This is a genomic window from Bradyrhizobium sp. WSM4874 (genome assembly GCF_055811835.1).
The window spans coordinates 222400-246671 of the sequence record NZ_JBVVPR010000007.1 but is presented as its reverse complement, the minus strand read 5'-3'; the positions used below and the strand labels follow the sequence as shown (position 1 = coordinate 246671).

22 protein-coding genes are annotated in these 24272 nt (G+C 60.4%); 16 read left to right on the top strand and 6 right to left on the bottom strand.

Annotation, left to right across the window (positions count from 1 at the left end; all coding sequences use genetic code 11):
• Positions 1-177: 177 nt before the first annotated feature.
• The 8 genes from AC0L3P_RS10420 (at position 178) to AC0L3P_RS10385 (ending at position 8195) form a co-directional block, all read left to right on the top strand.
• Complete coding sequence (locus AC0L3P_RS10420) at positions 178-492, top strand: hypothetical protein (RefSeq protein ID WP_473301789.1); 315 nt, start codon at positions 178-180, stop codon at positions 490-492.
• A gap of 3 nt (positions 493-495) precedes the next feature.
• Entirely contained in the window at positions 496-1068 is a 573-nt protein-coding gene (locus AC0L3P_RS10415) for a hypothetical protein (protein ID WP_275170309.1), read from the top strand.
• A 137-nt stretch (positions 1069-1205) separates the two neighbouring features.
• Positions 1206-1712, top strand: coding sequence for a hypothetical protein (locus AC0L3P_RS10410; protein ID WP_275170310.1), 507 nt, complete (start codon positions 1206-1208; stop codon positions 1710-1712).
• Positions 1709-2506 (top strand): metallophosphoesterase, encoded by a 798-nt coding sequence (locus AC0L3P_RS10405; protein ID WP_473301788.1) that lies wholly within the window; start codon positions 1709-1711, stop codon positions 2504-2506. The genes AC0L3P_RS10410 and AC0L3P_RS10405 overlap by 4 nt, the downstream gene beginning before the upstream one ends.
• Before the next feature lie 51 nt (positions 2507-2557).
• Positions 2558-2917: a DUF6634 family protein gene (locus AC0L3P_RS10400; RefSeq protein WP_473301787.1), complete on the top strand. Its 360-nt coding sequence runs from the start codon at positions 2558-2560 to the stop codon at positions 2915-2917.
• Between the two features lie 122 nt (positions 2918-3039).
• Positions 3040-4317: a DUF2130 domain-containing protein gene (locus AC0L3P_RS10395; protein ID WP_275170312.1), complete on the top strand. Its 1278-nt coding sequence runs from the start codon at positions 3040-3042 to the stop codon at positions 4315-4317.
• A gap of 659 nt (positions 4318-4976) precedes the next feature.
• Positions 4977-5813 (top strand): universal stress protein, encoded by an 837-nt coding sequence (locus tag AC0L3P_RS10390; protein WP_275170313.1) that lies wholly within the window; start codon positions 4977-4979, stop codon positions 5811-5813.
• A gap of 90 nt (positions 5814-5903) precedes the next feature.
• Positions 5904-8195: a heavy metal translocating P-type ATPase gene (locus AC0L3P_RS10385; protein ID WP_275170314.1), complete on the top strand. Its 2292-nt coding sequence runs from the start codon at positions 5904-5906 to the stop codon at positions 8193-8195.
• Between the two features lie 343 nt (positions 8196-8538).
• Here the strand turns inward: AC0L3P_RS10385 and AC0L3P_RS10380 are convergent, their stop codons facing one another.
• Positions 8539-8817, bottom strand: a complete 279-nt coding sequence (locus AC0L3P_RS10380) for a hypothetical protein (RefSeq protein WP_473301786.1) — start codon at positions 8815-8817, stop codon at positions 8539-8541.
• A gap of 109 nt (positions 8818-8926) precedes the next feature.
• On the opposite strand from AC0L3P_RS10380, the gene AC0L3P_RS10375 reads away from it, so the two are divergent.
• Entirely contained in the window at positions 8927-11608 is a 2682-nt protein-coding gene (locus AC0L3P_RS10375; protein ID WP_275170668.1) for a cation-translocating P-type ATPase, read from the top strand.
• 403 nt (positions 11609-12011) lie between these two features.
• Here the strand turns inward: AC0L3P_RS10375 and AC0L3P_RS10370 are convergent, their stop codons facing one another.
• Positions 12012-12674, bottom strand: a complete 663-nt coding sequence (locus AC0L3P_RS10370; protein ID WP_275170316.1) for a DUF6064 family protein — start codon at positions 12672-12674, stop codon at positions 12012-12014.
• Between the two features lie 1015 nt (positions 12675-13689).
• Here AC0L3P_RS10370 and AC0L3P_RS10365 point away from each other — a divergent pair.
• The 3 genes from AC0L3P_RS10365 to AC0L3P_RS10355 are packed head-to-tail and all read left to right on the top strand — an operon-like array spanning position 13690 to position 18211.
• Complete coding sequence (locus tag AC0L3P_RS10365) at positions 13690-14811, top strand: efflux RND transporter periplasmic adaptor subunit (protein WP_275170317.1); 1122 nt, start codon at positions 13690-13692, stop codon at positions 14809-14811.
• Between the two features lie 2 nt (positions 14812-14813).
• Entirely contained in the window at positions 14814-17891 is a 3078-nt protein-coding gene (locus AC0L3P_RS10360) for an efflux RND transporter permease subunit (RefSeq protein ID WP_275170318.1), read from the top strand.
• Positions 17888-18211, top strand: coding sequence for a DUF3240 family protein (locus AC0L3P_RS10355; protein WP_275170319.1), 324 nt, complete (start codon positions 17888-17890; stop codon positions 18209-18211). Before AC0L3P_RS10360 ends, AC0L3P_RS10355 begins: the two co-directional genes overlap by 4 nt.
• 650 nt (positions 18212-18861) lie before the next feature.
• Here AC0L3P_RS10355 and AC0L3P_RS10350 read toward each other — a convergent pair.
• From AC0L3P_RS10350 to AC0L3P_RS10335, 4 genes are all read right to left on the bottom strand, one after another.
• Positions 18862-19173, bottom strand: a complete 312-nt coding sequence (locus AC0L3P_RS10350) for a c-type cytochrome (RefSeq protein WP_275170320.1) — start codon at positions 19171-19173, stop codon at positions 18862-18864.
• Positions 19174-19219: 46 nt separating this feature from the next.
• The gene (locus AC0L3P_RS10345; protein ID WP_275170321.1) at positions 19220-19432 is read right to left on the bottom strand and encodes a hypothetical protein; all 213 of its coding nucleotides are present in this window, start codon (positions 19430-19432) and stop codon (positions 19220-19222) included.
• Between the two features lie 381 nt (positions 19433-19813).
• Entirely contained in the window at positions 19814-20377 is a 564-nt protein-coding gene (locus AC0L3P_RS10340) for a hemerythrin domain-containing protein (RefSeq protein WP_275170322.1), read from the bottom strand.
• A 217-nt stretch (positions 20378-20594) separates the two neighbouring features.
• Complete coding sequence (locus AC0L3P_RS10335; protein WP_275170323.1) at positions 20595-20945, bottom strand: c-type cytochrome; 351 nt, start codon at positions 20943-20945, stop codon at positions 20595-20597.
• A gap of 442 nt (positions 20946-21387) precedes the next feature.
• Between AC0L3P_RS10335 and AC0L3P_RS10330 the strand changes: the two genes are divergently transcribed.
• The 4 genes from AC0L3P_RS10330 to AC0L3P_RS10315 all read left to right on the top strand — a co-directional run bounded on the left by AC0L3P_RS10330 (position 21388) and on the right by AC0L3P_RS10315 (position 24202).
• A complete protein-coding gene (locus tag AC0L3P_RS10330; RefSeq protein ID WP_275170324.1) occupies positions 21388-21855 on the top strand; it encodes a pyridoxamine 5'-phosphate oxidase family protein in 468 nt (155 codons plus the stop codon).
• A gap of 234 nt (positions 21856-22089) precedes the next feature.
• Entirely contained in the window at positions 22090-22440 is a 351-nt protein-coding gene (locus AC0L3P_RS10325; protein ID WP_275170325.1) for a c-type cytochrome, read from the top strand.
• 413 nt (positions 22441-22853) lie between these two features.
• Positions 22854-23195, top strand: a complete 342-nt coding sequence (locus AC0L3P_RS10320) for a hypothetical protein (RefSeq protein WP_275170326.1) — start codon at positions 22854-22856, stop codon at positions 23193-23195.
• Between the two features lie 656 nt (positions 23196-23851).
• Positions 23852-24202 carry a hypothetical protein gene (locus AC0L3P_RS10315; RefSeq protein WP_473301785.1) on the top strand — a complete coding sequence of 117 codons (351 nt, stop codon included), beginning with the start codon at positions 23852-23854 and terminating at the stop codon, positions 24200-24202.
• The last annotated feature ends 70 nt before the right edge of the window (positions 24203-24272 follow it).

Below are 24272 nucleotides of genomic sequence, written 5' to 3'. Positions count from 1 at the left end.
CCCCCCCCCCCCCCCCCCCCCCCCCCCCCCCCCCCCCCCCCCCCCCCCCCCCCCCCCCCGCCGCCCGCGGCGGGGGCGGGGGGGGGGGGGCCCCCCCCCCCCCCCCCCCCCCCCCCCCCCCGCGGTTCGACCAGGTCGATGTCGGTGGCGGCGAGCGAAGCCAAAGGTGGGAAGTGGATGGACTACGCAACTTACATTGCCAGCCATCGCTGGCGAACCAATGAGGCGCGCCTACGCGAGCTCGCGTTCGCGCAGGGAAAGTGCCGCCTTTGCGCTGAGCGGGGTCCCCTCGAGGCGCATCATCGCGATTACGACAACCTCGGCAACGAGCGCGACGGCGATCTGGTCGCGTTGTGCAACGACTGCCACCGGAAGGTCACATGTCTTATCCGACGACGCCGCTATCGGCGGCGTGCCCCGCTGCGCGCTGACGTTCCTCGTCTTCGCGACCTGCGCCGCCCCCTCGTCGATCCGACCCGTAAGGACATCTAGATCATGAAGGCCCAATCGATCCGCCTCCGCCTCGTCGGCACCAAGCGCCTCATCATGCACTCCGGGCGCTTGGCCGATCCTCTGGACCCCATCACCAAGGAATTGGCGCGCCTCACTTCGAAGCGGGCGAAGACGGAAGCCGATCACGAGGAGATCGCCCGGGTGGAATGGAATGGCGGGCTCTGGCTCCATGGTGGCCAGCCCTGCATTCCCCTGGAGGCGCTCACGGCGACGTTCGTGGAGGCCGCGAAATCGCGACGGCGCACGATGCAAGCCGAGGCGGGGCTCGTCGTCGACCACAACGCCGTGCTCCGCTACGAAGGGCCGCATGACGTCGACAAGCTCTGGCAGGACAAATGCTTCAGGTTGCGTGTCGGCGTCAATGTGCACGGCGCCCGGACGATGCGGACGCGTCCCGTCTTCGACGACTGGAGCGTGGAGTTCACGGCGCACTACTTGCCCACGTTGCTCGACCGCGACGAGGTCTATGAAACCTACATGATCGCCGGCTTCACGCGCGGGCTCGGCGATTGGCGGCCGCAGAACGGGACCTTCGAAGCGGAGATCATTGACTAGCAGAGATCCCACGGGCGGGGCGTGGCCCGGCGAGGCATGGCGTGGTCCGGCGTGGTGAGGCGAGGCGGAGAGCCCCTTCGGGGGCTCTCCCGATCATCCAAGTTCATTCAATCGAACAGTGAGATTTCAGAGATCCCATGCCTACTAAGCGCAATCAGGCTTCCTCGTTCACGAAACGGCCGTGCCGGTTCAGCTCTCTGGACACGTCGCCGATCGCATGGTGGCGGACGCTGCCTTCCGACAAGCTCCGGGACGCAGAGAAGTTGCTGTTGGTAGTGACCCTAGAGCGGATCGCGCTATTGCGCGGCCCCGCCGAACTCCAGGCAGCTCAGAAGGGCGATGCTGCTGCCGCCATTGCCACGGCCCTCTCGGTCATGCCGATCCGGAAGTTCACACTGGAGGTGGACATTACGATGACGGCGCTACTTCGCTGCGCTGCCGAGGGCGACAGCGCAGCCGCCCTGGTGTTGGCTAACGTGCTCAGCCGTACGGACCTCGACCACGCGACCGAACTGTCCGCCTCGTGGTTCGTGCAACATATCGATCGCTCGCCGCACCGCCGTTCCTTCAGCCCGGAAGAAACGGCATCGCTGACTGCGTTGCGCGAGCGGTACGACGATAAAGCGAACGGAAACTGCGCATGAAGATCCAGATCTTCTCCGATTTACACATCGACGTTCGACCCATGAAGCAGATCACGATCGCGGCCGATGTCGATCTTGTCATCGTCGCTGGCGATACGTGCGAAGGGGCGATAAAGGCTTTTGAGCACCTGCGCCGCATCGTTCCGATGAACATCCCCATCGTCATGGTCCTCGGCAACCATGAGTACTATCGCGGCTTTATCCCTGATGAACTGTCGGCCGCTCGCACGCATGCGCCAGCGTTCAATATTCATCTACTGGAAAACGAAACGACCGTGCTGAGCGGAAAACCGGGTGGAGTTGGGAGCGGCGCGGTTCGTATCATTGGCGCGACACTTTGGACGGACTATCGGGTCTTCGGTGAAGCAAGCCAGGGTCTAGTGATGAACGCATGTGCGGCTGGAATGAACGATCATCGACTGATCGGCTGGCAAAAGCGCCCGTGGCTCAGGTTCAGGCCGCTGGAAGCTGCCCTTATGCACGGCCAGTCGAGAGGGTACATCGAGAGCGTACTGCGAGCCGGGTTCGAAGGGCCAACCATTGTGCTCTCGCATCATGCCGCGCACTGGTCGTCGATTGCTCCAAGGTTTCGTGACGATCATCTCACAGGAGCCTTCTTGTCGGACCTGTCCGCTCTGATCGAGACCTATCGGCCAACAATCTGGGTACACGGCCACGTCCACAATTCATCCGATTATTTTGTCGGTGACACGCGGATTCTCTGCAATCCGCATGGCTACGGGGCAGAGAATCCCAGCTTCGACGGCGCGCTGACCATAGACATTGGCAAGTGACGACCAAACCACGTGCTCTATCTGCAACCAGCGCACACGCGAGTTCCTCCTATGTTGACGCGCTACTTTCGCTTTCTTGATCCTACCCTTATTTCACCCGATCTGGCGCCCCGACTGCGCCGGCTCGCGGACGATTGCGAGCAACTCAAAACCTACGGCATAGTCTCGCCTCTGATGCTGCGGAACGCTCCGCTGCTTGAAAACTGGACCCCGGCGTTGACAACGGAAGGCTTGCATCTGGTCGGCCGGGCGTTCGCTCATCCCGTTCACGGGGACCGAACAGTCATGACCAGTCAACTCTGGTGGGCGGACCCAGAGGGCCACTGGGTGAGAAGCTTGTCTCGCTTTTACCGCTTGGGATCTCCAGTCAACGCCGACGATACTCGTCGTCCCGGCACGACTGTGCACTAGTTTTCAGGGCGAGCCAGCACACGGAGGCGCGCCACCATTGCGGGCCGTACACAATCATCAAGGCAAATTCGCTGCAGCCGAACCTCGCTCGGGTGGCGGACCAATACTCCGGGATGCACGAAATGATCGATCCACACATCGTTTGCACTAACTGCGGAAACGAAATCAAGCTGACCGAATCACTCGCGGCACCGCTCGTTGCTGCTGCTCGGCACCGCTTCGAGCAGCAGCTCGCGGCCAAAGAGATTGAATTCGATCGCCGCGAGGCTCAGATCAGGGAAGCACAGAACCAGATTGCTCGAGCGAAGGTAGAGATTGACGAGCAAGTCGCAGCGCGGCTTGGGCCTGAGCAGGCCAAAATCGCCGAAGTGGAAGCCAGCCGAGCCCGTCAGGTGGTTGCGGTCGAACTTGGTGAGCGCGACCGGGAGATTGCTGATTTGCGGCAACTGTTCGCAATGAACGCGGATAAGCTTACGGTGGCCCAGATGGCGCATGCCGAAACGTTGCGCAAACAGCGCGAACTCGACGACGCCAAGCGTGAACTTGAATTGACCGTTGAGAAGAGGGTCCAGCAAGAGTTGGCGGTCGTGCATGAGCGAGCCAAGATCGAGGCTGAGGACGACCTCCGTTGCAAGGTTTCCGAAAAGGAGGCGCAAATCGCTTCCATGCAGCGTCGGATCGAAGACCTCCGCCGCAAGGCAGAGCAGGGTTCTCAGCAGCTTCAGGGAGAAGCGCAAGAAATCGAGCTGGAAGCATTGCTCCGCTCGCGTTTTCCGACCGATCTGATCGAGGAGGTGCCAAAAGGGGTATTCGGCGGCGATATCGTACAGCGCGTGGTCGGCCCGGGCGGCCAGATGTGCGGCACGATACTTTGGGAGTCCAAGAAAACGCGGAGTTGGAGCGACGGTTGGCTCCCGAAGCTCCGGGACGATCAGCGCGCCGCGCGGGCAGACGTGGCCGCAATCGTTTCAACCGCGATGCCGGAGGGGCTCGATACCTTCGATCTCGTCGGGAATGTTTGGGTTGTCAAACCGCGATTTGCGGCCCCCGTTGCAATAGCATTGAGGCAGGCACTGCTCGGCGTTGCGGGCGTTCGCGCTTGCCAGGAGGGGCAGCAGACGAAGATGGAGCTCGTTTATACCTACTTGACGGGTTCGCGCTTCCGTCACCGGATCGAAGCCATCGTGGAGCGCTTTTCTGATATGCAGAGTGACCTGGATCGCGAGCGCAAGGCGATGACGCGACTTTGGGCGAAACGTGAGGAGCAACTTAGTACCGTGCTGGAGACGACCGTCGGTCTTTACGGCGATCTCCAGGGAATAGCGGGGCGCGCGATGCCGGAAATCGAGTGCTTGGACGTCGTGGCGATCGCCACGTCGCCCGAGCCCCCTTCAGGGTGAGACTTCAACGGGCGTCGCGGCATTCGCGAGCGGGTACGCCGCGTCAGTGCAGACATAGCTCCGTTGACCAGCACGCGAACACAGGCCGTTCCGGCAGCTGCGGCGCCGATGCCCGCACCGCCGGATGGCGCGCCTGGTGGTCCGACCTGCACAAGGCCGGCCACCGATACGGCGGTCAAGGGTCGGCCGACGCGGACCGCTGCGTGCCCCAAGCGAGAAGGAAGGCCCTTCACCCAGCGACCAGCCAAGCGAATGAACAGGACACGGCGCGACGGCGCGTCCGCGACCTCGCGAGATATCTGCGGGCCCATCCCATAATGCCAGGTCGATGTCCGCGTGCACACGTCCGAACCCGACTCGCATCACCTTGGTCGCCTAGCCAAGGACGCGCTCGCTGATCTGATCGTCACTGGAGGCTATGAGGCCACAGCCGGCTCGGAGAGTGGATGTTCGGGGGCTATGACGCGCAGTCTGCCGGATGAAGCTCCAGTCTGCGTGATGATGTCGCACTAGGACGTCACGTTGGAGCCGTTTGCTCCGCAGTTTCGCATTTGTCTCGGTCTGTAGGCGCCTTAGGTGCCGGTGATATGAGCTAGATCAAGTGTTCAGGACCTGTCGGGGCTACCTTCGAAGAAGAAGTTACAGCCTCGGAGACGAAGATGGCCATCAGAGACGTTTTGCTCGCGCTCACCAGCTATCCCGATCCGACGCCGGTCACGGTGATTGATCGCGCCGTTTCGCTGGCGTCAACTCTCGGCGCCCACATCGCAGCGATCTCATGTGAAGCTCATGTGCAGGTTCCCGGCAGCTTCCTGGGCAGCGCCGGCAATATCGGGTCGATCGTGGCCAGCGAGGCGCATACGAGCAGAAAGAACGCACAAGACCTGCTCGCGACGTTTGAGGCGACCGCTCAGAGATGCGGCGTACCGCATGAGATCATTCTCGAGCGCTGTGTGACATCTGAAGTCGCGGGCCTGTTGACGGAATATGCGCGGTTACGCGACCTCACCATCGTTCCGGTGCCGGAATCCTACGATCAATGGTATGCCGAAGCCATCATGTTCGGCTCCGGGCGACCGACCCTGGTGGTCCCGGAAGGTCCGTCGCTAAAGGCAATCGATCTTTCCAGGGTGCTCGTCGCTTGGGATTTCAGCCGCGCTGCCGCACGAGCGGTCTCTGATGCCATCCCGATCCTGGAGAAGGCGCGTGAGGTGTGCATCCTCACGGTGACTAACGAGAAAGCGATTTCAAGCCGGCGCTCGTCTTCCGAGCTCGCCAAGAACCTCTCGCGGCATGGAATCGATGTGATCGTCGAGGAGGTGGATGCCGCCAACCGGAGCATCGGCGCCGTTTTCGCAGCACAGATCGAGTCCCGCAAAGCGGATCTGCTCGTCATGGGCGCCTACGGCCATTCGCGTTTCCGTGAGTTCATATTGGGAGGCGCAACCCGGAGCCTCCTGACGAACCCGCCCATTCCAGTGTTGTTTTCTCACTGAAGCACTGTGATGTCACCCCGGCCCATTCGCCTATGATCGTACGAAAGACTCGGGTGTTTCTGGATGACCACGATCATACGGAAGTAAGTCATGTCGTTTGAGCGGGTTCTACGATGGGCGCTCGTCCTGATTGCGATCGCCGGATTGACGGTCGGCATTTTGGCGCAAGCCGCTGGGCGACCCGATCTGGCCGATCTCGCATGGGAGCTCGGCACGGCACCCGTGATCGGAGGACTGGCGATCTCGATCGCCAGGGATTTCTTAAGCGGCCGCCTGGGAGTGGACGCGATTGCGCTCCTATCGATGAGCGCGGCGCTGGCGCTTGGCCAACCGCTTGCAGGGGCCGTAGTTGCGTTGATGTATTCCGGCGGCAACGTGCTGGAGGATATCGCGATCGCACGGGCCGAGCGTGATCTGCGGTCCCTGGTCGATCGGGCGCCGCGGCAGGCACATCGCAAGGCTGGCGAGCGGATCGAGGAGGTCTCGATCGAAGCAGTATCGGTCGGCGAAGAGCTCCTGGTTAGGGCCGGCGAGATCGTGCCGGTCGATGGTATCATTCGATCGGCCTCGGCCACCATGGACGAGTCCGCGGTGACCGGCGAACCCATTCCGGTTGAGAAGACACGCGGCAGCGCTGTTCTTTCCGGCTCCCTGAATGCGGGTGAGACCTTCGAGCTGGCTGTGACCGCACCGGCCGGCGAGAGTACCTACGCCGGCATCGTGCGCATGGTGACGGCGGCGCAAACAGCAAAGACCCCTTTCGTGCGGTTGGCCGACCGGTTTGCGCTGCTTCTTCTGCCGGTTACGCTCGTTGTCGCTTTCGTGGCTTGGTGGATCTCCGGTGATTTGGCCCGTAGCCTTGCGGTGCTGGTGGCGGCGACGCCTTGTCCCCTGATTTTGGCCGCGCCTGTCGCCTTCATCGCCGGCGTGGCGCAGGCGGCCCGCCGCGGGATTTTGGCGAAAGGCGGAGGGGCGCTGGAAGCGCTGGCTCGGGCTCATACAGTGCTGTTCGACAAGACCGGCACACTGACCGTGGGCGGGGCACGGCTGCTTTCTGTTGAAGTCGCCCCGGGGCAGGACCCTGACGAGGTTCTCAGACTTGGCGCGTCGCTCGAACAGGCCTCGCATCACGTGCTTGCAAAGACTGTCGTGGCAGCGGCTGTCGATCGCGGCCTGAAGCTGAAGACCCCTGAACATGTCAAGGAGGCCATGGGTTCCGGGCTGAGCGGCCTGATCGACGGCCGCCAGATCACCGCCGGCTCGCGCGAGATGATCCTCTCTGGTGCTGAGCTGTCGTCGTGGGAGCTGCGGGCCACCCGTCGAGCCTCGTGGCGCTCGGCGCTCATCGTCTTTATCGCTGTGGAGGGCCGCCCAGTCGGGGCACTGTTGCTGGCCGACGAGCTGCGGGCTGATACGCCGCGAGCGATCCGGCTGCTGCGTGATGCGGGCGTCGCGCGAATGGTGATGGTCACTGGCGATCGCGCCGCAGCGGCGCAGGCGATCGGAGCGGCGCTCGACCTCGACGCCGTGCTGGCTGATCGCGTTCCTTCGGATAAGGTCGAGGCGGTGCGCGCGGAACAGCGGCTGCATCCCACGATCATGGTCGGCGATGGCATCAATGACGCTCCGGCGTTGGCCGTAGCCGATATCGGAGTGGCGCTCGGCGCGCGCGGCGCCAGTGCCTCGTCGGAGGCAGCCGATGTCGTGATCTTGGCCGATCGGCTCGATCGCGTTGGCGAAGCAATCATAATTGCGCAGCGAGCACGGCGGATCGCCCTGCAGAGCATTGTTGTCGGTATGGGATTGTCGTTAGTGGCAATGATAGCTGCCACTGTTGGCTGGCTTGATCCCGTACCGGCGGCGATTGTCCAGGAAGTGATCGATGTTGCCGTCATCCTGAACGCGCTGCGGGCGCTCACTCCGGCCCTCGGCAGCGGCGGGCCCCGCATTACCGCAGAGCAGGGGTTGACCTTGCATCACGATCACCTGGCGTTGTTCAAGGATCTCGACCGATTGCGTAGGATCGTTGATGCGTTGGACGATGCCACGCCCGAATCCGCAGCGGCTCTGATTCGGGAAGCTCAGCGCCTTGTTCAGAGCAGCGTGGTGATGCACGAGCGCGAGGATGAGGACAGCGTGTATCCGAAGCTCGCGGAGGTGCTGCGCGAACGCCATGGCCTCTCCGCCATGAGCCGTGCCCATCGTGAGATCCTGCACCTTGCTCGTCTGCTCATTCGCATCGTGGAGGATCTGCCGTCAGAGAAGATGGACCGTTATCTAATACGGGACGCTCAGCGGGTGATCGAGGCGATCGAAACACTGGTCCGCATGCACACGGCCCAGGAAGAAGATATCTACGAAGCTGTGACGGCAGCGGCTTAGCCGAAATATTGGCGGGATCTGTCGTCTGAAGCGGCACTAACCGTCTTGGCGGGCCACTACACCAGATTCGTTCACGACTGTACCTCGCCGAGTTTCGATCACAGCCTTGGAGGGGCGTCGGTACAGATCACGCCGGCGAACAAGCGGCCACCAGTCATGGAGAAAGATCCCTAAAGGGCGCCAGTTCGCAACCCACCCCAAGATCAGCAGACTTTTCCTCCAGGAGACGCCGCAAGGGGTTCACGAATAGCGCACCAACCACGACCTGCCGCAAACGGCAGACAGGTTATGAGAATGGCCAGGCCGATGGTCAGCGACCAACGTCCTATTCTGAACAGCTCGTTTATATCTCTTTAAGTTGCGTCCGCGCGATCCGCAAAATAGTGACTAAAGCTTCGCGGAGCTCCGGCGCTGCTTTGGCTTGCACATCAGTATTGGGATGATGAACTCGAATCCGAATCGCTGGACACCCCGAGAGCTCTCGGGCCCAGCCCACAATGTATTCTTCCGCCTCTCGGTCGAGGTCTCGCTCCCGAAACGGGAAAGGGCCGAGCGTATGAAAGAGCTGGGCGATGTCCTCGACCCGAAGCTCGATCGTCTGTTCGGATGCTTGGGCAATCATCCGATTCATTGCTCCGGACTTTAGTGGCCCTCGCTTGCTCCAAATCAAGACCGGTTATCGAGGCTCGTCTACCCTAAAGGTGCGCTTTCCTAGGTAAAGGAGGCTCGCCATCGAAAGTCACGCAGACGCTAAGCAGATAATCCTGCCGGAAAAGCCGCATGCGCTGTCGGTTGCTGAGCTGCTTCGGCAATTGCGCGTGTCCCCTTCCGAGGGACTCTCCGATGCTGAGGTCAAAGCGCGCCGATCGCGCTTCGATACGAATACGATCAGCACGCGCCGCCCCACCCGCGTAATGAGCCTGCTGTTTCACCAGTTCAAGAGCCCGGTTGTCTATCTCCTGAGTTTTGCAGCAGGGTTGGCGTTCTATTTCGGCGAACCGGACGAAGGTGGCGCCATCCTTGCGGTCCTCGCCATCAACGCGCTAATCGGCTTCGTGACCGAGCTAAAAGCCGCGCGATCAATTGAGGCTTTGCGTTTGCTTGGGACGCGCCGCGCCCGCGTCCGGCGCGAAGGCCGCGTTCACATCCTCCCGGCCGAGGAACTCGTTCCGGGCGATATCGTCGTTTTGGACGCCGGCGACGCCGTGTCAGCCGACCTCCGCCTTATCGAGGCCTCCCGTCTAGCGGCAGACGAGTCGACGCTGACCGGCGAATCCGTCGCCGTGGACAAGCAGACGGGCCCAGTCAGCGCAGACATGCGGCTTGGCGATCGCGCTTCTATGGCGTTCAAGGGCACCGCTATCGCGCGGGGTACGGGCACCGGAGCCGTGGTGGCGACCGGCCTCGCCACGGAACTTGGCCGGGTGACGCGGCTCGTTCTGGAAGCCGACCCGGGCAGTTCCCCGCTTGAACTCAAGCTCGGGCGTCTGACGGCGCAGCTAGTCTTGGCGACCATTGCTGTCGCAGTTGCAATTGGCGGCGCCGGCCTCATGGGCGGTAAAGATCCCTTCGTGATGGTCGAGGCGGCCATCGCGCTCGCTGTGGCTGCGATCCCAGAGGGTCTCCCGATCGTCGCGACGCTTGCCCTCGCGCGTGGCATGTGGCGCATGGCCCGGCAAAATGCGTTAATCGAGCGTCTTTCGGCGGTCGAGACGCTCGGGGCTACCACTGTCATCCTCACCGACAAAACCGGCACCTTGACTGAAAACCGCATGACGGTGCGGCGGCTCTGCACCGCCTCTCGTGACATCTCGCTCGAGACGGAAGCGCTGAAACAGGGTGAGCCTTCGCAACTGGCGAACGACCGACCGGCGGCCGGATTGCTCCGGATTGCAGTTCTTTGCAACGAGGCCCATCTCAACCGCGAGGACGAAGGCGGCTGCGGCGACCCGATGGAAGTTGCACTGCTCCGGGCCGGATTACACCTGGGCTTGAGCCGGCCAGTCTTGCTGCATGGACACGGCATCGTTCGGAAGCACGCCTTCGATCCTGCCCTCAAGATGATGGCGACTATTCACGAATGTGGTGACGGCGTGCTGGTAGCAGTGAAGGGAGCGCCGGAAGCAGTCCTGGCGGTGGCGACGCGCGCAACCGCCGAACATGGCGAAATCGCCCTTGATGACAACAAGCGAGCGGAGTGGCTAAGCCGGGCCGATCAGCTCGGCCATAGTGGCCTGCGCGTACTCGCCTGCGCGATGAAAATGGAAAAGCTGGCCGATGCCGCGCCATATGAGAGACTGATACTTGTCGGTCTCGTCGGTTTGGATGATCCTGCGCGTGCCGACGTGCCGCAGGCAATTCGAGACTGCCGAGAAGCGGGAATTCGCGTCGTCATGGTCACCGGGGACCACGTTGTGACGGCACGAAGCATCGGCCGCGCGGTCGGCCTACCCGATAAGATTGCAAATGTCGTGGAAGGTAAGGACATCGCGCAGGTGATTGAGACGGGACAGCCTGCACTGCGCGATGTCGTAATTTTCGCAAGGGTAAATCCCGATGAGAAGCTTGCCCTTGTCAGGGCCTATCAGGCCGCAGGCGAGATCGTGGCCATGACCGGGGACGGGGTCAACGACGCGCCGGCCCTGCGGCAGGCCGATATCGGCGTGGCAATGGGTCTGCGGGGTACCGACGTCGCGCGTGAAGCGGCCGCAATGATCCTGCTTGACGACGCGTTTCCGACGATCGTCAGGGCGATACGCGAAGGCCGGATCATTTTCGCGAATATCCGCCGATTCGTCGCTTACCTCTTGTCCTGCAATCTTAGCGAGGTGATGGTAGTTGGGTTGGCAGTCTTGTCGGGGCTGCCTTTGCCGCTCCTGCCGATGCAAATTCTTTATCTCAATCTCGTGACAGACGTGTTTCCGGCCTTCGCCCTAGGAATGGGCGAAGGTGAGGCCGGTATCCTCAAGCTTCCACCGCGCGATCCAAAAGAGCCCATTTTGGGCCGTCGGCAATGGATCACAATAATCCTGCATGGTGGTGCATTGACCGCCGGCACGTTCGGTGCGCTGGCCGCGTCATCTTGGCTCGCTCTGGACGCTCGCGGAACGGTGACTGTCACGTTCCTCACTCTCGCATTTGCTCAGCTCTGGCATACGTTCAACATGCGCGATCCGCATTCGCCGCTCATCGTGAACGAAATCACTCGAAATGGCTGGCTTTGGGGTGCGCTCTTGCTTTGTGCAGCACTACTTGCAGTGCCGCCTTACGTGCCGTCGGCAGCGCTCCTGTTGCAGCTTGCTCCCCCGACCACCGACATGTGGTCAGTCGTCCTTCTGTTTAGTTTGGGGCCGACGATTGTCACACAGGCAATCAGCGCTGTCGCCAGAGCATGCCATACGAGGGTGCGATGATGCGAGGCAGCTATTGTCCTTCTTGTTCTCGGGGCTTCTGCCGTGTGTAATCGTGCAATTCCTCGGCGAAAACGTCCCGCTGCGGGGACAAGGTCTAGGCACCGAGCACCAGTGGGAACCCAAGATGCAAAAACGGAAGCGGTGCGGGAGCTAGAGGTGAGGGGCTGCTAACCTATGTGCTACCTTTCATGATTGGCCTCATCTGGATCGGCGCCATCCTCTGGTTCAAAAGCCGCGGATATTGTGCAAAGGCGCCGCATGACTGATCTCCGACTTGGGCCCCCGTGAGTGTAGTTGCCGGTTTAGAGCCGAGCAGCGACCGCCTAATTAAGTTAGGCCCGAACCGAACACCCGAGCCCTCGAGCGGCGGCAGGGAGTGCGTCTCAGCGAACTGGGTGAACTGTTAGGCACTGACGTTCGCTGCCAAGCGACGGACGTCTCGGTCTCGCAGGATCATGAGGTGGACCGCGATGAAACCACTGACCAGCAGTAGCCAATCTTGAGGTACGTGCAACAGAAGGGCGGCGCTGCCGCCGATCAGGGACCAGATGAATGGAATGACGAAAAGCCAGCGAGATATCGGGTGCGTGGTCAACAGAAGCATTCCAAATGTGAAAATTGTCACTGGGCAAGGCGTTACACCGAACATTGGCATCTGGGGGTAAGTGAGGCCCGTCGACATACCGATCAACGGGTACAGAATTGCAGCGTAGATCACGAGTCCAACGCCGACCCAGGCGGTCGGTGTGGGTTCAAGACCGAAACGGAGGTGGCCAAGATACGCGCCTGAATAGAGCAGATACGCGCCCTGAATGACGAACAAGGTCCCGAAGAAATAGGCCGCCTTGTTGATGGCCGAGAAGAAAACCACGTCATAGGCAATCCCGGTCCAGAGCCACATGATCGCCAAGATGCACGCGGTAACAAAATCTGCGTGTACCGGTTTCCAAAGCAAGACGACAATTGCAAGGCAACCAAGCAGATCGGCCCCGATCTGTACTGGCCAAATAGCAGTGTTGTAATTTGCGAAGACGGAAAGAAATTGTTCGTGAGTAAACGGAAGCATGGTCCAATCCTCCATCTCGCGCTCGCTTTGACCCGATCACTTGCTTTGACTGAACGGGATTTTGTTGTTCCAGCGGAAATGCGAAGGGCGCGATTGACGATCGTCCGCGCAAAGGCCTTAGCCTCACCTTCCGTGGAAAAGGTCTTGGTTTCCCGCCGACAAATGCGGCCTCGTTCGCGGCTGACCCGCTTCAAACGAGATGTACCACTTCGGCTTGATAGCCAGTTTCACCGAGCATAGATGTCGAGCTTACCGGTTCTCAGCCCCAGTCTGAGTCACGAACCGCGAGCCATTCCAGCGAAGCAGCCGTCGTGCTCCGCCCGAGCGGTCCTGTATCTCCACAAACGCGACGTCTTGCTCCCGCACCAAGCGGACATCCTGAGCGCGCAGTGTCAGTACCTTCCGGTATCGTCCCCGGACTTTCGTGTACACCTCGTGCAAACACCCTGATGCGTCGCAGACGACCCCCCTGTTGCGGCATTGGAAATCGTCGAAGTGAAGAGCAACGAATTGAGCGCTGGGGGTCGTGAGGTACAGCGCAAATTGCTGTGCCACAGCTATCGGGGCGCCACACGCAGCCTCCCATTTTTCCGCCTGGGCTCGGATCTCCGAAGGCAAATTGGTTAGGTGCGTAGAATCCCACGGATTTTGCGCTGTCCCTCCGTGTGAGAACGCAGATTGAGGCAAACCTAAAAAACAGAGAGCGAACGCGGTCGTCGCAAGAGCGCATTTTGTCAGCAGCATGGTGGGTCTCCTAGATACCTAGCCGCCGTCGCGCAGGCGCGATCAGCAATTCATGATCGCACATCCGATCTTACAAGTTGCTGACATGGATCAAGAGCTTCCGGTCGGTGAAGGTGCATCATGAAGCAGCCGCGTGTCGCTCCGCTCGGTGTTGCCGTCAGGTCAGACAGGCGACCGGATTGATGAACGTCAACCTCTGACCTGCAGGGCGGCAATATACGGTCACAGCGGCCAAAACTCTCGGTTTCGGTCGCTACAAAGGATCTTCGCCATGTATCCGAGTTCATCAGCGCCCCGGCTGAACTGGACACACGTCCTGATCGGACTAGCGTTCCTGGGCCTGCTGTCCAAGGCGGTGGCCGAGGATCAGTTAAAACTCAGCCCTGAGCAGGCAAGGAGCCTGGGCATCCGCGTGATTCATCCCGTTGCGAGCCCGACCGACAAGACGCTGCCCTATCCCGCTCAGATCGTCATTCCAACCCCGCAATTGTGGGTCGTTAGCGCTCCCGTGGCTGGCATGGTGACCAACCTTTCAGTAGCGCGGGGTGACCGTGTTGTCGCTGGACAGCCGCTCGCCACGATGGAGAGCCCAAGCTTCGTGTCGCAGCAGCGCGAGTATCTGCATGCAGTTGCTCAGGAAGTTCTGGCTGCCCAACAACTCAACCGTAACACCCAACTGTTTCAAGGCAATGCGGTGGCACAGCGCGTACTCGAGGGGAGCCAAGCAGAGGCGCGGCAGGCAAGCATTGCAGTCGCGGAGCGTCGGCAGGTGCTCCGATTGAGTGGCCTTTCCGATGAGGCAATCTCAAAAGTAACGAGCGAAGCAGCAATCAATGGGACCCTCACGGTCGCGACGCCGCGGCCGGCGACTGTCATCGATATTGCCGTTTCTCCCGGCCAACGCGTGGACCAATCGGCACCACTGATCAAGGTCGCACAGTTGTCTCCGCTATGGGTCGAGATCGCAGTTCCGGCATCGAACATCAAGGCCATCCGACAAGGCGCGAAGGTCGAGGTCGACGGTTACGAAACTCCAGGCCAGGTGATGCTCGTTTCTGAAACGACCGATCCGGCGACACAAACCGTGTTGATCCGGGCAGAGCTGCCGAACTCCGGCGACCTGCGGCCGGGGCAGACTGCTGCCGCTCGAATCTCCTTCGCTTCCAAACGGGAAAGTGCCTGGGAAGTCCCTTACAGCGCGCTGATCCGCCGCGGTGAACAAGCGTCAGTATTCGTATCGACGCAGGACGGCTTCCGTCTGATGCCGGTCACGCTGCTTGAGGAGGACCAGGACCATGTCGTGGTCTCTGGCACCCTCACGGATAAGGACGAAGTGGCGGTCAGCGGCATCTCCGCGCTCCGGGGAATCCTGCTGAAGCTCGGGGCAGGTTAGTCATGCTCGAACGGCTTGTCGCATTTGCACTTTCACAGCGGCTGTTCGTCGTTCTTGGCGTGCTACTATTGATCGGTGCCGGGCTGGTTGTGCTGCCTAGTCTACCGATCGACGCTTTTCCGGATGTCTCGCCCGTCCAAGTCAAAGTCATCATGAAGGCGCCGGGCCTCACACCGGAGGAGGTGGAACAGCGGGTCACCGTGCCGATCGAGCTTGAGCTCCTCGGGTTGCCAAACAAGAAAATCCTGCGCTCCACCACCAAATACGCGCTCGCCGACGTCACTGTCGATTTTGAGGATGGCAGCGACATCTACTGGGCACGCAACCAAGTATCCGAGCGCCTGGCCAACATCAGTCGCGACCTGCCAGAAGGGGTTACCGGCGGACTGGCGCCGATCACGAGTCCGCTCGGCGAAATGTTCATGTTTACCATCGAAAGTGCGGATCTCTCGTTGGCCGAGCGACGAAGTCTACTTGATTGGGTGATCCGCCCCGCGCTGCGGACAGTGCCAGGAGTGGCCGACGTCAACGCGCTCGGGGGCCATGTTCGGGCTTTCGAGATCGTCCCGCTCAATGATGCGCTTGCAGCGCGCGGCATTTCCTATGAGATGTTTCGGCGTGCCATCGAGACGAACAGCCGCAACGACGGCGCCGGCCGCGTCAATCAGGGCGAAGACAGCGCTCTTGTGCGTATCGAAGGTAGCATTCGGACTATCGACGACATCAGGCAAATCGTCATCGACACCAAGGACGGCGTTCCGATCCGGGTCAAGGACATTGCCCGTGTCCAGTTGGGCTCGCTGACGCGCTACGGCGCTGTCACCGCGGATGGTCACGGCGAAACGGTCGAAGGCCTTGTTCTCGGTCTGCGAGGTGCGAATGCGCGCCAACTCGTGACCGACGTCCAGGCTCGCCTTGACGAGGTCAAGCAATCGCTTCCTCAGAGTGTCAGCATCCAAGTGTTTTACGACCGGGGCCGGCTGGTTGACCGCGCGGTTGGTACCGTTGTCCGCGCACTTGGTGAAGCAACCGTCCTGGTGGTCGTCCTCCTCCTGCTGTTTCTCGGCAATTGGCGAGCCTCCCTGGTGATCGCACTAAGCCTGCCGCTTGCGATCGTCATAGCGCTGATCGTCATGCGCGTTGTCGGCATGTCGGCCAACCTGATGAGCCTCGGCGGCCTTGCCATCGCTATTGGCATGCTGATCGACGCCCTAGTGGTGGTGGTCGAAAACGTCGTAGGAAATCTCAGCAAGGAGCCACAAGGAAAAGCTGCGCCGCTCGTCCATATCATCTATCGCTCGGTGTGCGAGGTGCTCCAGCCGGTCGCGTCTGGCGTGCTGATTATCATGATCGTATTCGTCCCACTGTTGACACTCGAGGGGCTTGAAGGGAAGTTATTCATCCCTGTGGCGCTCGCGATCATATTCGCGCTCGGCGGCTCGCTGCTCTTGGCGCTCACGGTCATCCCCGTGGCAACTTCGTTCCTGCTCAAGAACACGCCGCACCACGAACCATGGTTGATCCGAAATGCGTCCCGGCTTTATGCACCTGCACTTGATTGGGCTCTGCACAACGAACGCAAGGTGATCATCGCGGCAATTGCGGTCCTCGTCGCTGCTGGCTATGCCTACACCCAGCTCGGCAAGACCTTTATGCCGACCATGGACGAAGGCGATATCATTGTCAGCGTCGAGGCACTGCCATCAATCAACCTCGACGAAATGATTGCGATCAATGCCAGACTTCAATCGGCCATCCTCGCGAAGGTCCCCGACATCAAAAGCATCGTGGCCCGGAGCGGCTCTGACGAGCTGGGGCTTGACCCAATGGGACCCAACCAGACCGATACGTTCCTGGTGTTGAAGCCCGCGGAAGAGCGGAAGACGGTTGACAAATCGGCCCTGATTGAACAACTGCGGCAGGTACTCAGCAATTTCCCGGGACTATCGCTCAGCTTTACACAGCCGATCGACATGCGCGTTCAGGAAATGATCAGCGGCGTACGCGGCGATGTTGCAGTGAAGATCTTTGGACCCGATATCGCCAAGCTAAATGAGATTGCGAGCAAGCTATCCGCCGTTTTGTCCAGCATCGACGGCGCCGAGGACGTCTACACCACTCTTAACGAGGGCGCACAATATTACACGGTTGCCGTGAATCGGATGGAGGCGGGACGCCTCGGCCTGACAGTGGACGCCATCTCCAATTCGCTGCGCACCCAGATCGAAGGCCGCACGATCGGCACGGTGCTCGAAGAAGGGCGCCGCACACCGATCCTCGTTCGCGGCAGCGAAACCACCCGCGAAGCTCCGACACTGCTCGCAAGCTTGCCGCTGACTCTGGCCTCGGGTCAGCATGTGGCGCTCTCGCAAGTGGCCCGCATTCAACGGGTGGACGGTCCCGTCGTGGTCAATCGCGAGAACGGGAATCGGATGAGCGTCGTGCGCGCCAACGTTCGCGGCCGCGATATGGTCGGATTCGTTGAGGCAGCCCGGCAGAAAGTCGCGGCCGAGTTACCTCTGCCGCAAGGCTACAGGCTAACTTGGGGCGGTCAGTTCGAAAATCAGCAACGCGCGGCCGCGCGCCTCTCGATCGTCGTGCCAGTGGCGATCGGTCTCATCTTTGTGTTGCTGTTCACGACCTTCGGTTCGATCCGACAAGCGCTGTTGGTCCTGGTCAATATTCCGTTCGCCGTGATTGGCGGCGTCTTTGCCCTGGTGCTTACCGGCGAATACCTGTCGGTTCCAGCGTCAGTTGGGTTCATTGCGCTGCTGGGGATCGCGGTGCTCAACGGCGTCGTGCTGGTCTCGTATTTCAACCAGTTGCGCGCACAGGGCGTACCCGAAGGCCGTATCGTGGTGGACGGCGCCATGCGCAGGCTCAGACCGGTCTTGATGACGGCGAGCATCACGGCCTTGGGCCTGATCCCGCTCTTGTTCGCGACCGGTCCGGGATCAGAGATCCAGCGCCCCCTCGCTATCGTGGTGATCGGCGGCCTGCTGTCGTCAACGGCTTTGACGCTGATCCTTCTGCCGATCCTCTATCGTCGGTTTGGTGGCATAGTGAAGGGGGCCAGATGAGTGCCGAATTCGTCTGCCTAACGCTGATCGCCAGTCGATCGCTCCGCGACGAGTTGCTGGACTATCTCAGCGAACAGCGCGATCTCGTTTCCGGTTTCACGGCTTCGGACGCCGCGGGACATGGTCCGGAGGTCCGATTGCAGACATCAGCCGAGCGGGTCAAAGGCCACGCCGACGAACTGATGGTGCGGACAATTCTTAAGGTGCAGGGTGGGACGGAGTTGCTCGAACGGCTGAAGGCGGCCTTCGCTGGGTCCAGGATCGTCTATTGGATCATGCCTGTCTCGGAATTTGGCGTGATCGATGTCTCAAATGGATGAGCATGTACCGATCGCCAGTGGGCGCGCATCCGATCGTAGTGGGCGTCATCTGGGGTAGCACCGGACGCAAGTGCCTCGGCTCGGGCAAAGGTCCGCTTCCGCATCGGCCCCGTCCCCATTTTAGCCTTCACCATTCCGCGCTTATGGATTAGAGCAGGATTCTCGGGTCAGCTTTGATGACCAAATCGAGGTCGGCGAGCGCCCGGTCGAACAGGCCCTTGCGGCCATAAGCCATTGCTCGAGCATCCAATGCCGCGAGGTAGTCCGTCGTCAGTCGAATAGGACGATCAAAATCGGTGATTGCACGGTCGAACTCGCCTTGTCCATTAATGCGACGCCGCGATTGTTGATGGCGATATGATCGTCGAGCGTTGGGTGAATGGCTCGCGCGGTCCAGAACCCCGCTCGCTCGGAAGGTGAGGCCCCGAGTGTGTGTAAGCTGCGACCAGCTGGGTGAGTAGCCGCTCGCGCGGTTTGAACACCGCTGTGCAACCGCGGATCGGTCGATCCGACGATAGCTCGGGGGAACGCGCGCAAGAAACCCAGTTTTCGTCGCTTAGGCGCGAACGCGATCAGCGTCAGAGCTGCGCCAGCCAGACCCACTCTAAGCGTTCTGCTGCGGCCAAGCGCGGCGCGGTCCGGCTCTTCTTTCACTTGAGCGAGCGGATGTACTCGGCCAAATCCGAGACTTCGGACCGCTGCAGCGACAGGCTTGGCATATTGGGGTGAGGGCTGAGCAGCAGGAACGCGAGTTGATTCTGATCGAACTCAAGCGTTCGCGCAATTTGGCTGAATGGCGGCGCATGGTCGATGGCATTTGTCTGGCCGGGCTCGACGACATGGCAGTTAGAGCACCAGCGTTTCGCGATGTCCTTGCCGTGTTGGGGATCGGCCGCGGCGGAGTGCGCAAGAATTGCGAACATGAGAAATGCGACGAAGGAGGATTTGAGTGCTTCGGACATGGTGCGCCTTTTAACATCTCAGCTTCGAGGATAGTAGACGGCGCGACTACGATGGAAAGTCGGCCGGATCTACCTTCAGACGATCCGCATGCAGAGACCAGTCGTGGGTCCCGTGAATATCGCAGAATCTCGCCTTGGCCATCAGCTCCGCCTCCCGTTCGTCCCGAGCGTCGAGTTCGATGGTGGTCTGCCACACCTCCGACATTTGGCCATTTTCGCCGAGGACATCCTTGGCGAAACGGATGATGAAGCGAGGCATGGGGCTCCTCCTTGTCGCGGGGCAGGGCCATCGGAAGTGATCGGCAGGAGCCCGCTCACATTTTTTGAACCGGCCGACCCCACTTACTCCGAAGACGCCGTCGGCCGCATCTGAGAGTTGGCAAGCAATCTCCTCTATCAAATCTTCATGCTCCCAGCACGCGCCATCGCTCTTGATCATGTTTCCAGCGCGGTACTAGGCATGGGACTTGGAGGCGTCGTCACTAACCCTGATGGTCACCTCTGGATGGAACGGGCCGATCACAGTGGCGCGCCGGGCGAACGCTTTCGCCCGTCGCCTGGTTCTGGAATTCAATCGCCCCCCTGTATTCGGCCGGCGCGATGTACTCGCCATTGTGACCCCATAACCAGGAAAGCGCGTCTACTTTCGATCGGCCTCGGCTTCCTGCTCAAGTCTCAAAATATGCGCGCGCAGTGCGTTAAAGCGACCTTCGGCAATATCGCTGAACAGCGGGTCCTTGTGGCTCGTTGCGGCCGAAGCGATCTCGGTCCAATCTTGAGGCTTGAGAACCCTAAGTGCCGCAGGAAAGAAATCGCGATCTTCCATCATCATGTGACGGCGCTCGTGCGCAACAAAATCGTGAACGATAATATCGACATCCTCGCGAAGAAGTTCACGATCTGCGAGCACGCTGTCGACGGCCTGAGCGACGCGGCGTAAAAGCTGGGCCCCTTTCTGATGTTCACGAGCTAGATCGCCGACTTTCGCGGCAGCAGCTGGATCTCGCACCTTCAGCTTGGCAAAGACCAAGTCCTCCTGGGGATGATGATACACTTCTGGATAGACTTCGAAATAACTGATCACCGCGTGGATGACCTCGTAATCGGGACGGTCTCCGCGGTCGAATACCTCTAGCTCCCGCTCGAGGATGGCGAGCAATTTCTCGATGTTGCGATGCTCTTGGGATAAGCGCTCAATGATCATGGCAGCGCTCCACTGAGTGAATTTTTTAGAGAATGGTCCTCTGGCCCGTAGCCGCTTTGCGGCAGATCAAATTTAGTCAGATTAAGGATGTAGCCACGCACTCTGAAATGAGTGTCTGCCGGGCAACGGCATGCGGTCTCGCGACGCCCTGGACCGGTGCCGCGATCGCCTTTGAATTCAGTCCAGATGCCGCGAACGGCGGATCGTAACCCAAAACTCATCGCTGCAGAGATCGCTTCGGTTTAGGTACTTCCTGAATTGATTTCATGTAGTTCAGGACTGCCTCCGCTTCGCCCCTCTTGAAGCGGAAGGTCGGCATCGAGGGATGGATGCTGCTATAGCCATCCTGCAGTCGTTGCAGGAAGTCGCTGTCGTAGAGTTTGGTTTCGCTAAAACTGCGGAAGGGCGGCGCCTGCTTGTTGGGGCTCGCGCCGGTTCTGCCAACCGAGTGACAGCGGGCGCACAAGCTTTGCAGCAACTCTTTGCCACGTTGCTGCTCCTCGTCGCCCGCATTGACGGAAGTGGCCCACAAGAGACTGGCTACCAAAAGTATCAGCAAGGATCGCATAATCGCAGTCTCGTCACGCAATAATTGCCAGCACGAGTCGCCTCGCCGCAGATATTAAGCGCAATTAGTCCGACGGACCAACCGCCGAAAAGTTCAAAGGTCACGATCAATCCGCTCCTTTCGCGTGCCCTGAAAGCGAGCGCCGTTAATAGAGCTGTCCTGGCAAATCGGCCCATCCGAGGAAATCATCCCGATTCAAGAACGATACCACGGCTGGCGAAAGCCAGTTTGATGCAGCTCAAAAGATCAGTTCGGCTAGTGATGAGGGAGTGCAGGGCAACGAGTGTGGGTCGCCAAATAGCGGCCGTCCTCTGAGGTGCCGCTCGAAGCCGGCGCACCTGTCTCAAGAAGCCGTCAGCCCTGTGTCTTCGGCGACGTTTGACCTGCCTCAAAAAGCGCACGCTTCTTCGGACGTACATTCTGTCAAAAACGGAGAAGACCAATGGACGAATCGTTCAGGCCGAGAATCCTTCGGCTTCTGGATCAGCACCGCACCATGAGGATCGCGACGTTACGAACTGACGGCTGGCCCCAGGTGACCACCGTTGGCTACGCCAATGATGGCCTCGGGATCTACTTCCTGTGCGGAGCGGACAGTCAGAAGGCAGCTAACTTGGCGCGGGACGATCGCGTCTCGCTTACTGTGGATGACGATCCCGCGCAAGTGATGGACATCGCGGGCCTATCGATGGCGGCACGCGCGAAGCTCGTAACGGATCCCGCCGAATTCAAAAAGGCCTTGCGTCTCCTGATCTCGCGATATCCGAACCAGAAGGGCCTTGATCTCCCCATGCCGAAAACTTCGGACCGTCTTCCGCCTGACACCCACGATCGTCTCCCTGCTCGACTACTCAAAGCGATTTGGACATACCGACCTGATCGCGTGCTAAACTGCCGTATCCTCCATTAAGGGGCGTAGTGCGGACCGAACAGCTGCTAGGTAGGCGGCCTTTGGCGAGTGTGGTGCCCGCGTGCGCCTGCGCGCAATCATCCTCTCTTACGCCGAGGGCAATTCGCAACGAAATTAGGCGCGAGCTCTCGGTACGAGTAGAATCTCTCGTTCTTTGATCCAGCGCAACACCTGACGTGTCCTCCATGGCTTAGTCAGGCTTGCTGTGAGTGTCCAACTGCGAGAAGCCGGAAAATGTCGCGAAGCATGCTAGTCAGCCTCGCGATGCTGATCGCGACAGCGGCGTTGTTTCTTGTCCGCGTGCACCATGCGAACGGATCTAAACTGGCTGCGGACAGCGCGTCGCGAGGACATCGTCTCGCGATTGCATGGTGCAAGTCGTGCCATGCAATCGAACCGCATATGGCGGGAATGTCGGATCAGGCGCCGGCCTTCGCGGCAATCGCAAACAGGCATGGAACGACGGCGCTTTCGCTAAAAGTGTTCCTGAAAACCAGCCACCAGAACATGCCGAACTTGGTCATCGCGCCCGATCAAGCCGAAGCTCTCGCGAATTACATCCTTAGCCTAAAAGGTCTGGACTAGAACGTTGATCAGCGCGACCGAGCCTGATCGGTTTACAAGGTCTCAGAGAACGCCACGATGGCTGCTCAACGCTGCAATGAACGCCGGCGAGGCTGGGCGTGCGATGGCAGCAGCCCAGCAACTGACGATGTAAACACCGACCAAATCAGTGGTCGTCAGTGAAATCAGTGATTTTCCATCCTCTTCCCCCTACTTACTGACAACAACAACTCAGAAGGTCAAAGGGATAAAAGGTGAGCAGGAGGGAGAGGAGAAGACGATCACTGATTCCACTGATCTCACTGATTTGGCCGGGTGCCCTGCTGCTGTTGTTGCCGCGCAATGTTAGGGGCAGCTGAGGGCGATACTGGACGCGATGCGTTGAAGGAGTACATTGATCGGTCTAGTGACTCTAAAAACCACGCTGGCACACCATGCTGACCGCAGGCGAAGAGCTAAGACGGCGGCGAATCGCGAATCTCCGGCCGCGCCCGCGCGTGAAGGGGCAAGCAAATCGGATCACACGCGATCTGCGTCAGGCCATCATTGCCGCTGCGGAAGCCCACGGCGGCGATGGCGCCGGAGCGAATGGTTTGACTGGTTATCTTTTTTTCCTCGCCGATAGGCACCCCAAGACGTTTGCCGCGCTGTTGGGAAGGATGATCCCGCTGCAAATGTCTGGATCACCCATTCAAAGCGTCGTTGGACAAGTGACTGTCATTGGCATTCCAGCGGGTCATTCCCTTAGCAATGACGTTACGCGGGCTGATAGCTGAGAGATATCAACGCCGCTCTCGGCTCTGTGTTCTCAAAAGTGTCGCGAAACGCTTTCGCCACAGCCTAATCCTCCGCATTCAAGACCGTCCGCCTTGCTGGGTCCCCGGGGGGTACTTCGCATCCGCTTTTTTCGCAATGAAGGGGGTGCCCATGACCTCGAAGTTTCGCTGAATCTCATGTTGCAGTACAGCGCGCGTATCACGCCCATCGTGCACCGAGTTCGCTTGATCTCGCCGCAGCCGCGATAACATTCGCGCGGTCAGGGTGGTCGCGCCGGACGCGACGTTGCCCAACCACGGGGCCCGGCCTCTCATCACCGCACGGCGGAGGACAATGATGGCGACGCGCAAGGAAGTTCCGCAACGCGGTTCGTTCGTCGTTGCCGACGGCGGCCCTGCCGAGATCCATGACAAGCGCGACGGAATCGTCAAAGGCATGCGGTTGACCTCAACGCCGAACGTCAGCCCGGTCCCGTTCGCCGACCGGTACCCGATGATGGCCGAGCAGATCGCAGTCGCCGGGCCCGTGGGCGGCTCAGCGTTCGAGAAAGAGAACGCCGCGATCGTGGAACTGGCGCGCAGGTTGCGGGCAGTCCGCGAGGAGTGCAGGCACCGAGGAAGCGCAAGCCATGAGAGGCCACGCGCTCAAGCTCGCAATGGCGCAATTGGCGATCCGACATCGAAGCATGCCGGTCTCGCGTCCGGCACTCTCTCTGCTCGCCCGAACTGTCGGACCAGTTGTCATCACGGGCGTCGCCGCGTCGAGCGACATCGATTCCGACCGGTGCAGCTTCGCGCGCAACTCAATCTCATTTCCTGCCGACCTGGCAACGCTTCCGCTGGTGCTTGGACATGATATCAGCAAGGTCGTTGGTTTCGTGCGCGCTCTCGACTATGCCGCCGATGGCAGGCTCCACATTTGCGCTGAGGTCGTCGACGAAGTTGCTCGGACAATGCCGGCGCTCTCGATTTGCGCCAGCGTGCTCGAAGCCGAGATCCGTGACTAACACAGCCCGTCAGGTTACTACGCGCGAATCCTGAAGGCCACGGCTGTTCATATCGGCCTCACCGACAAAC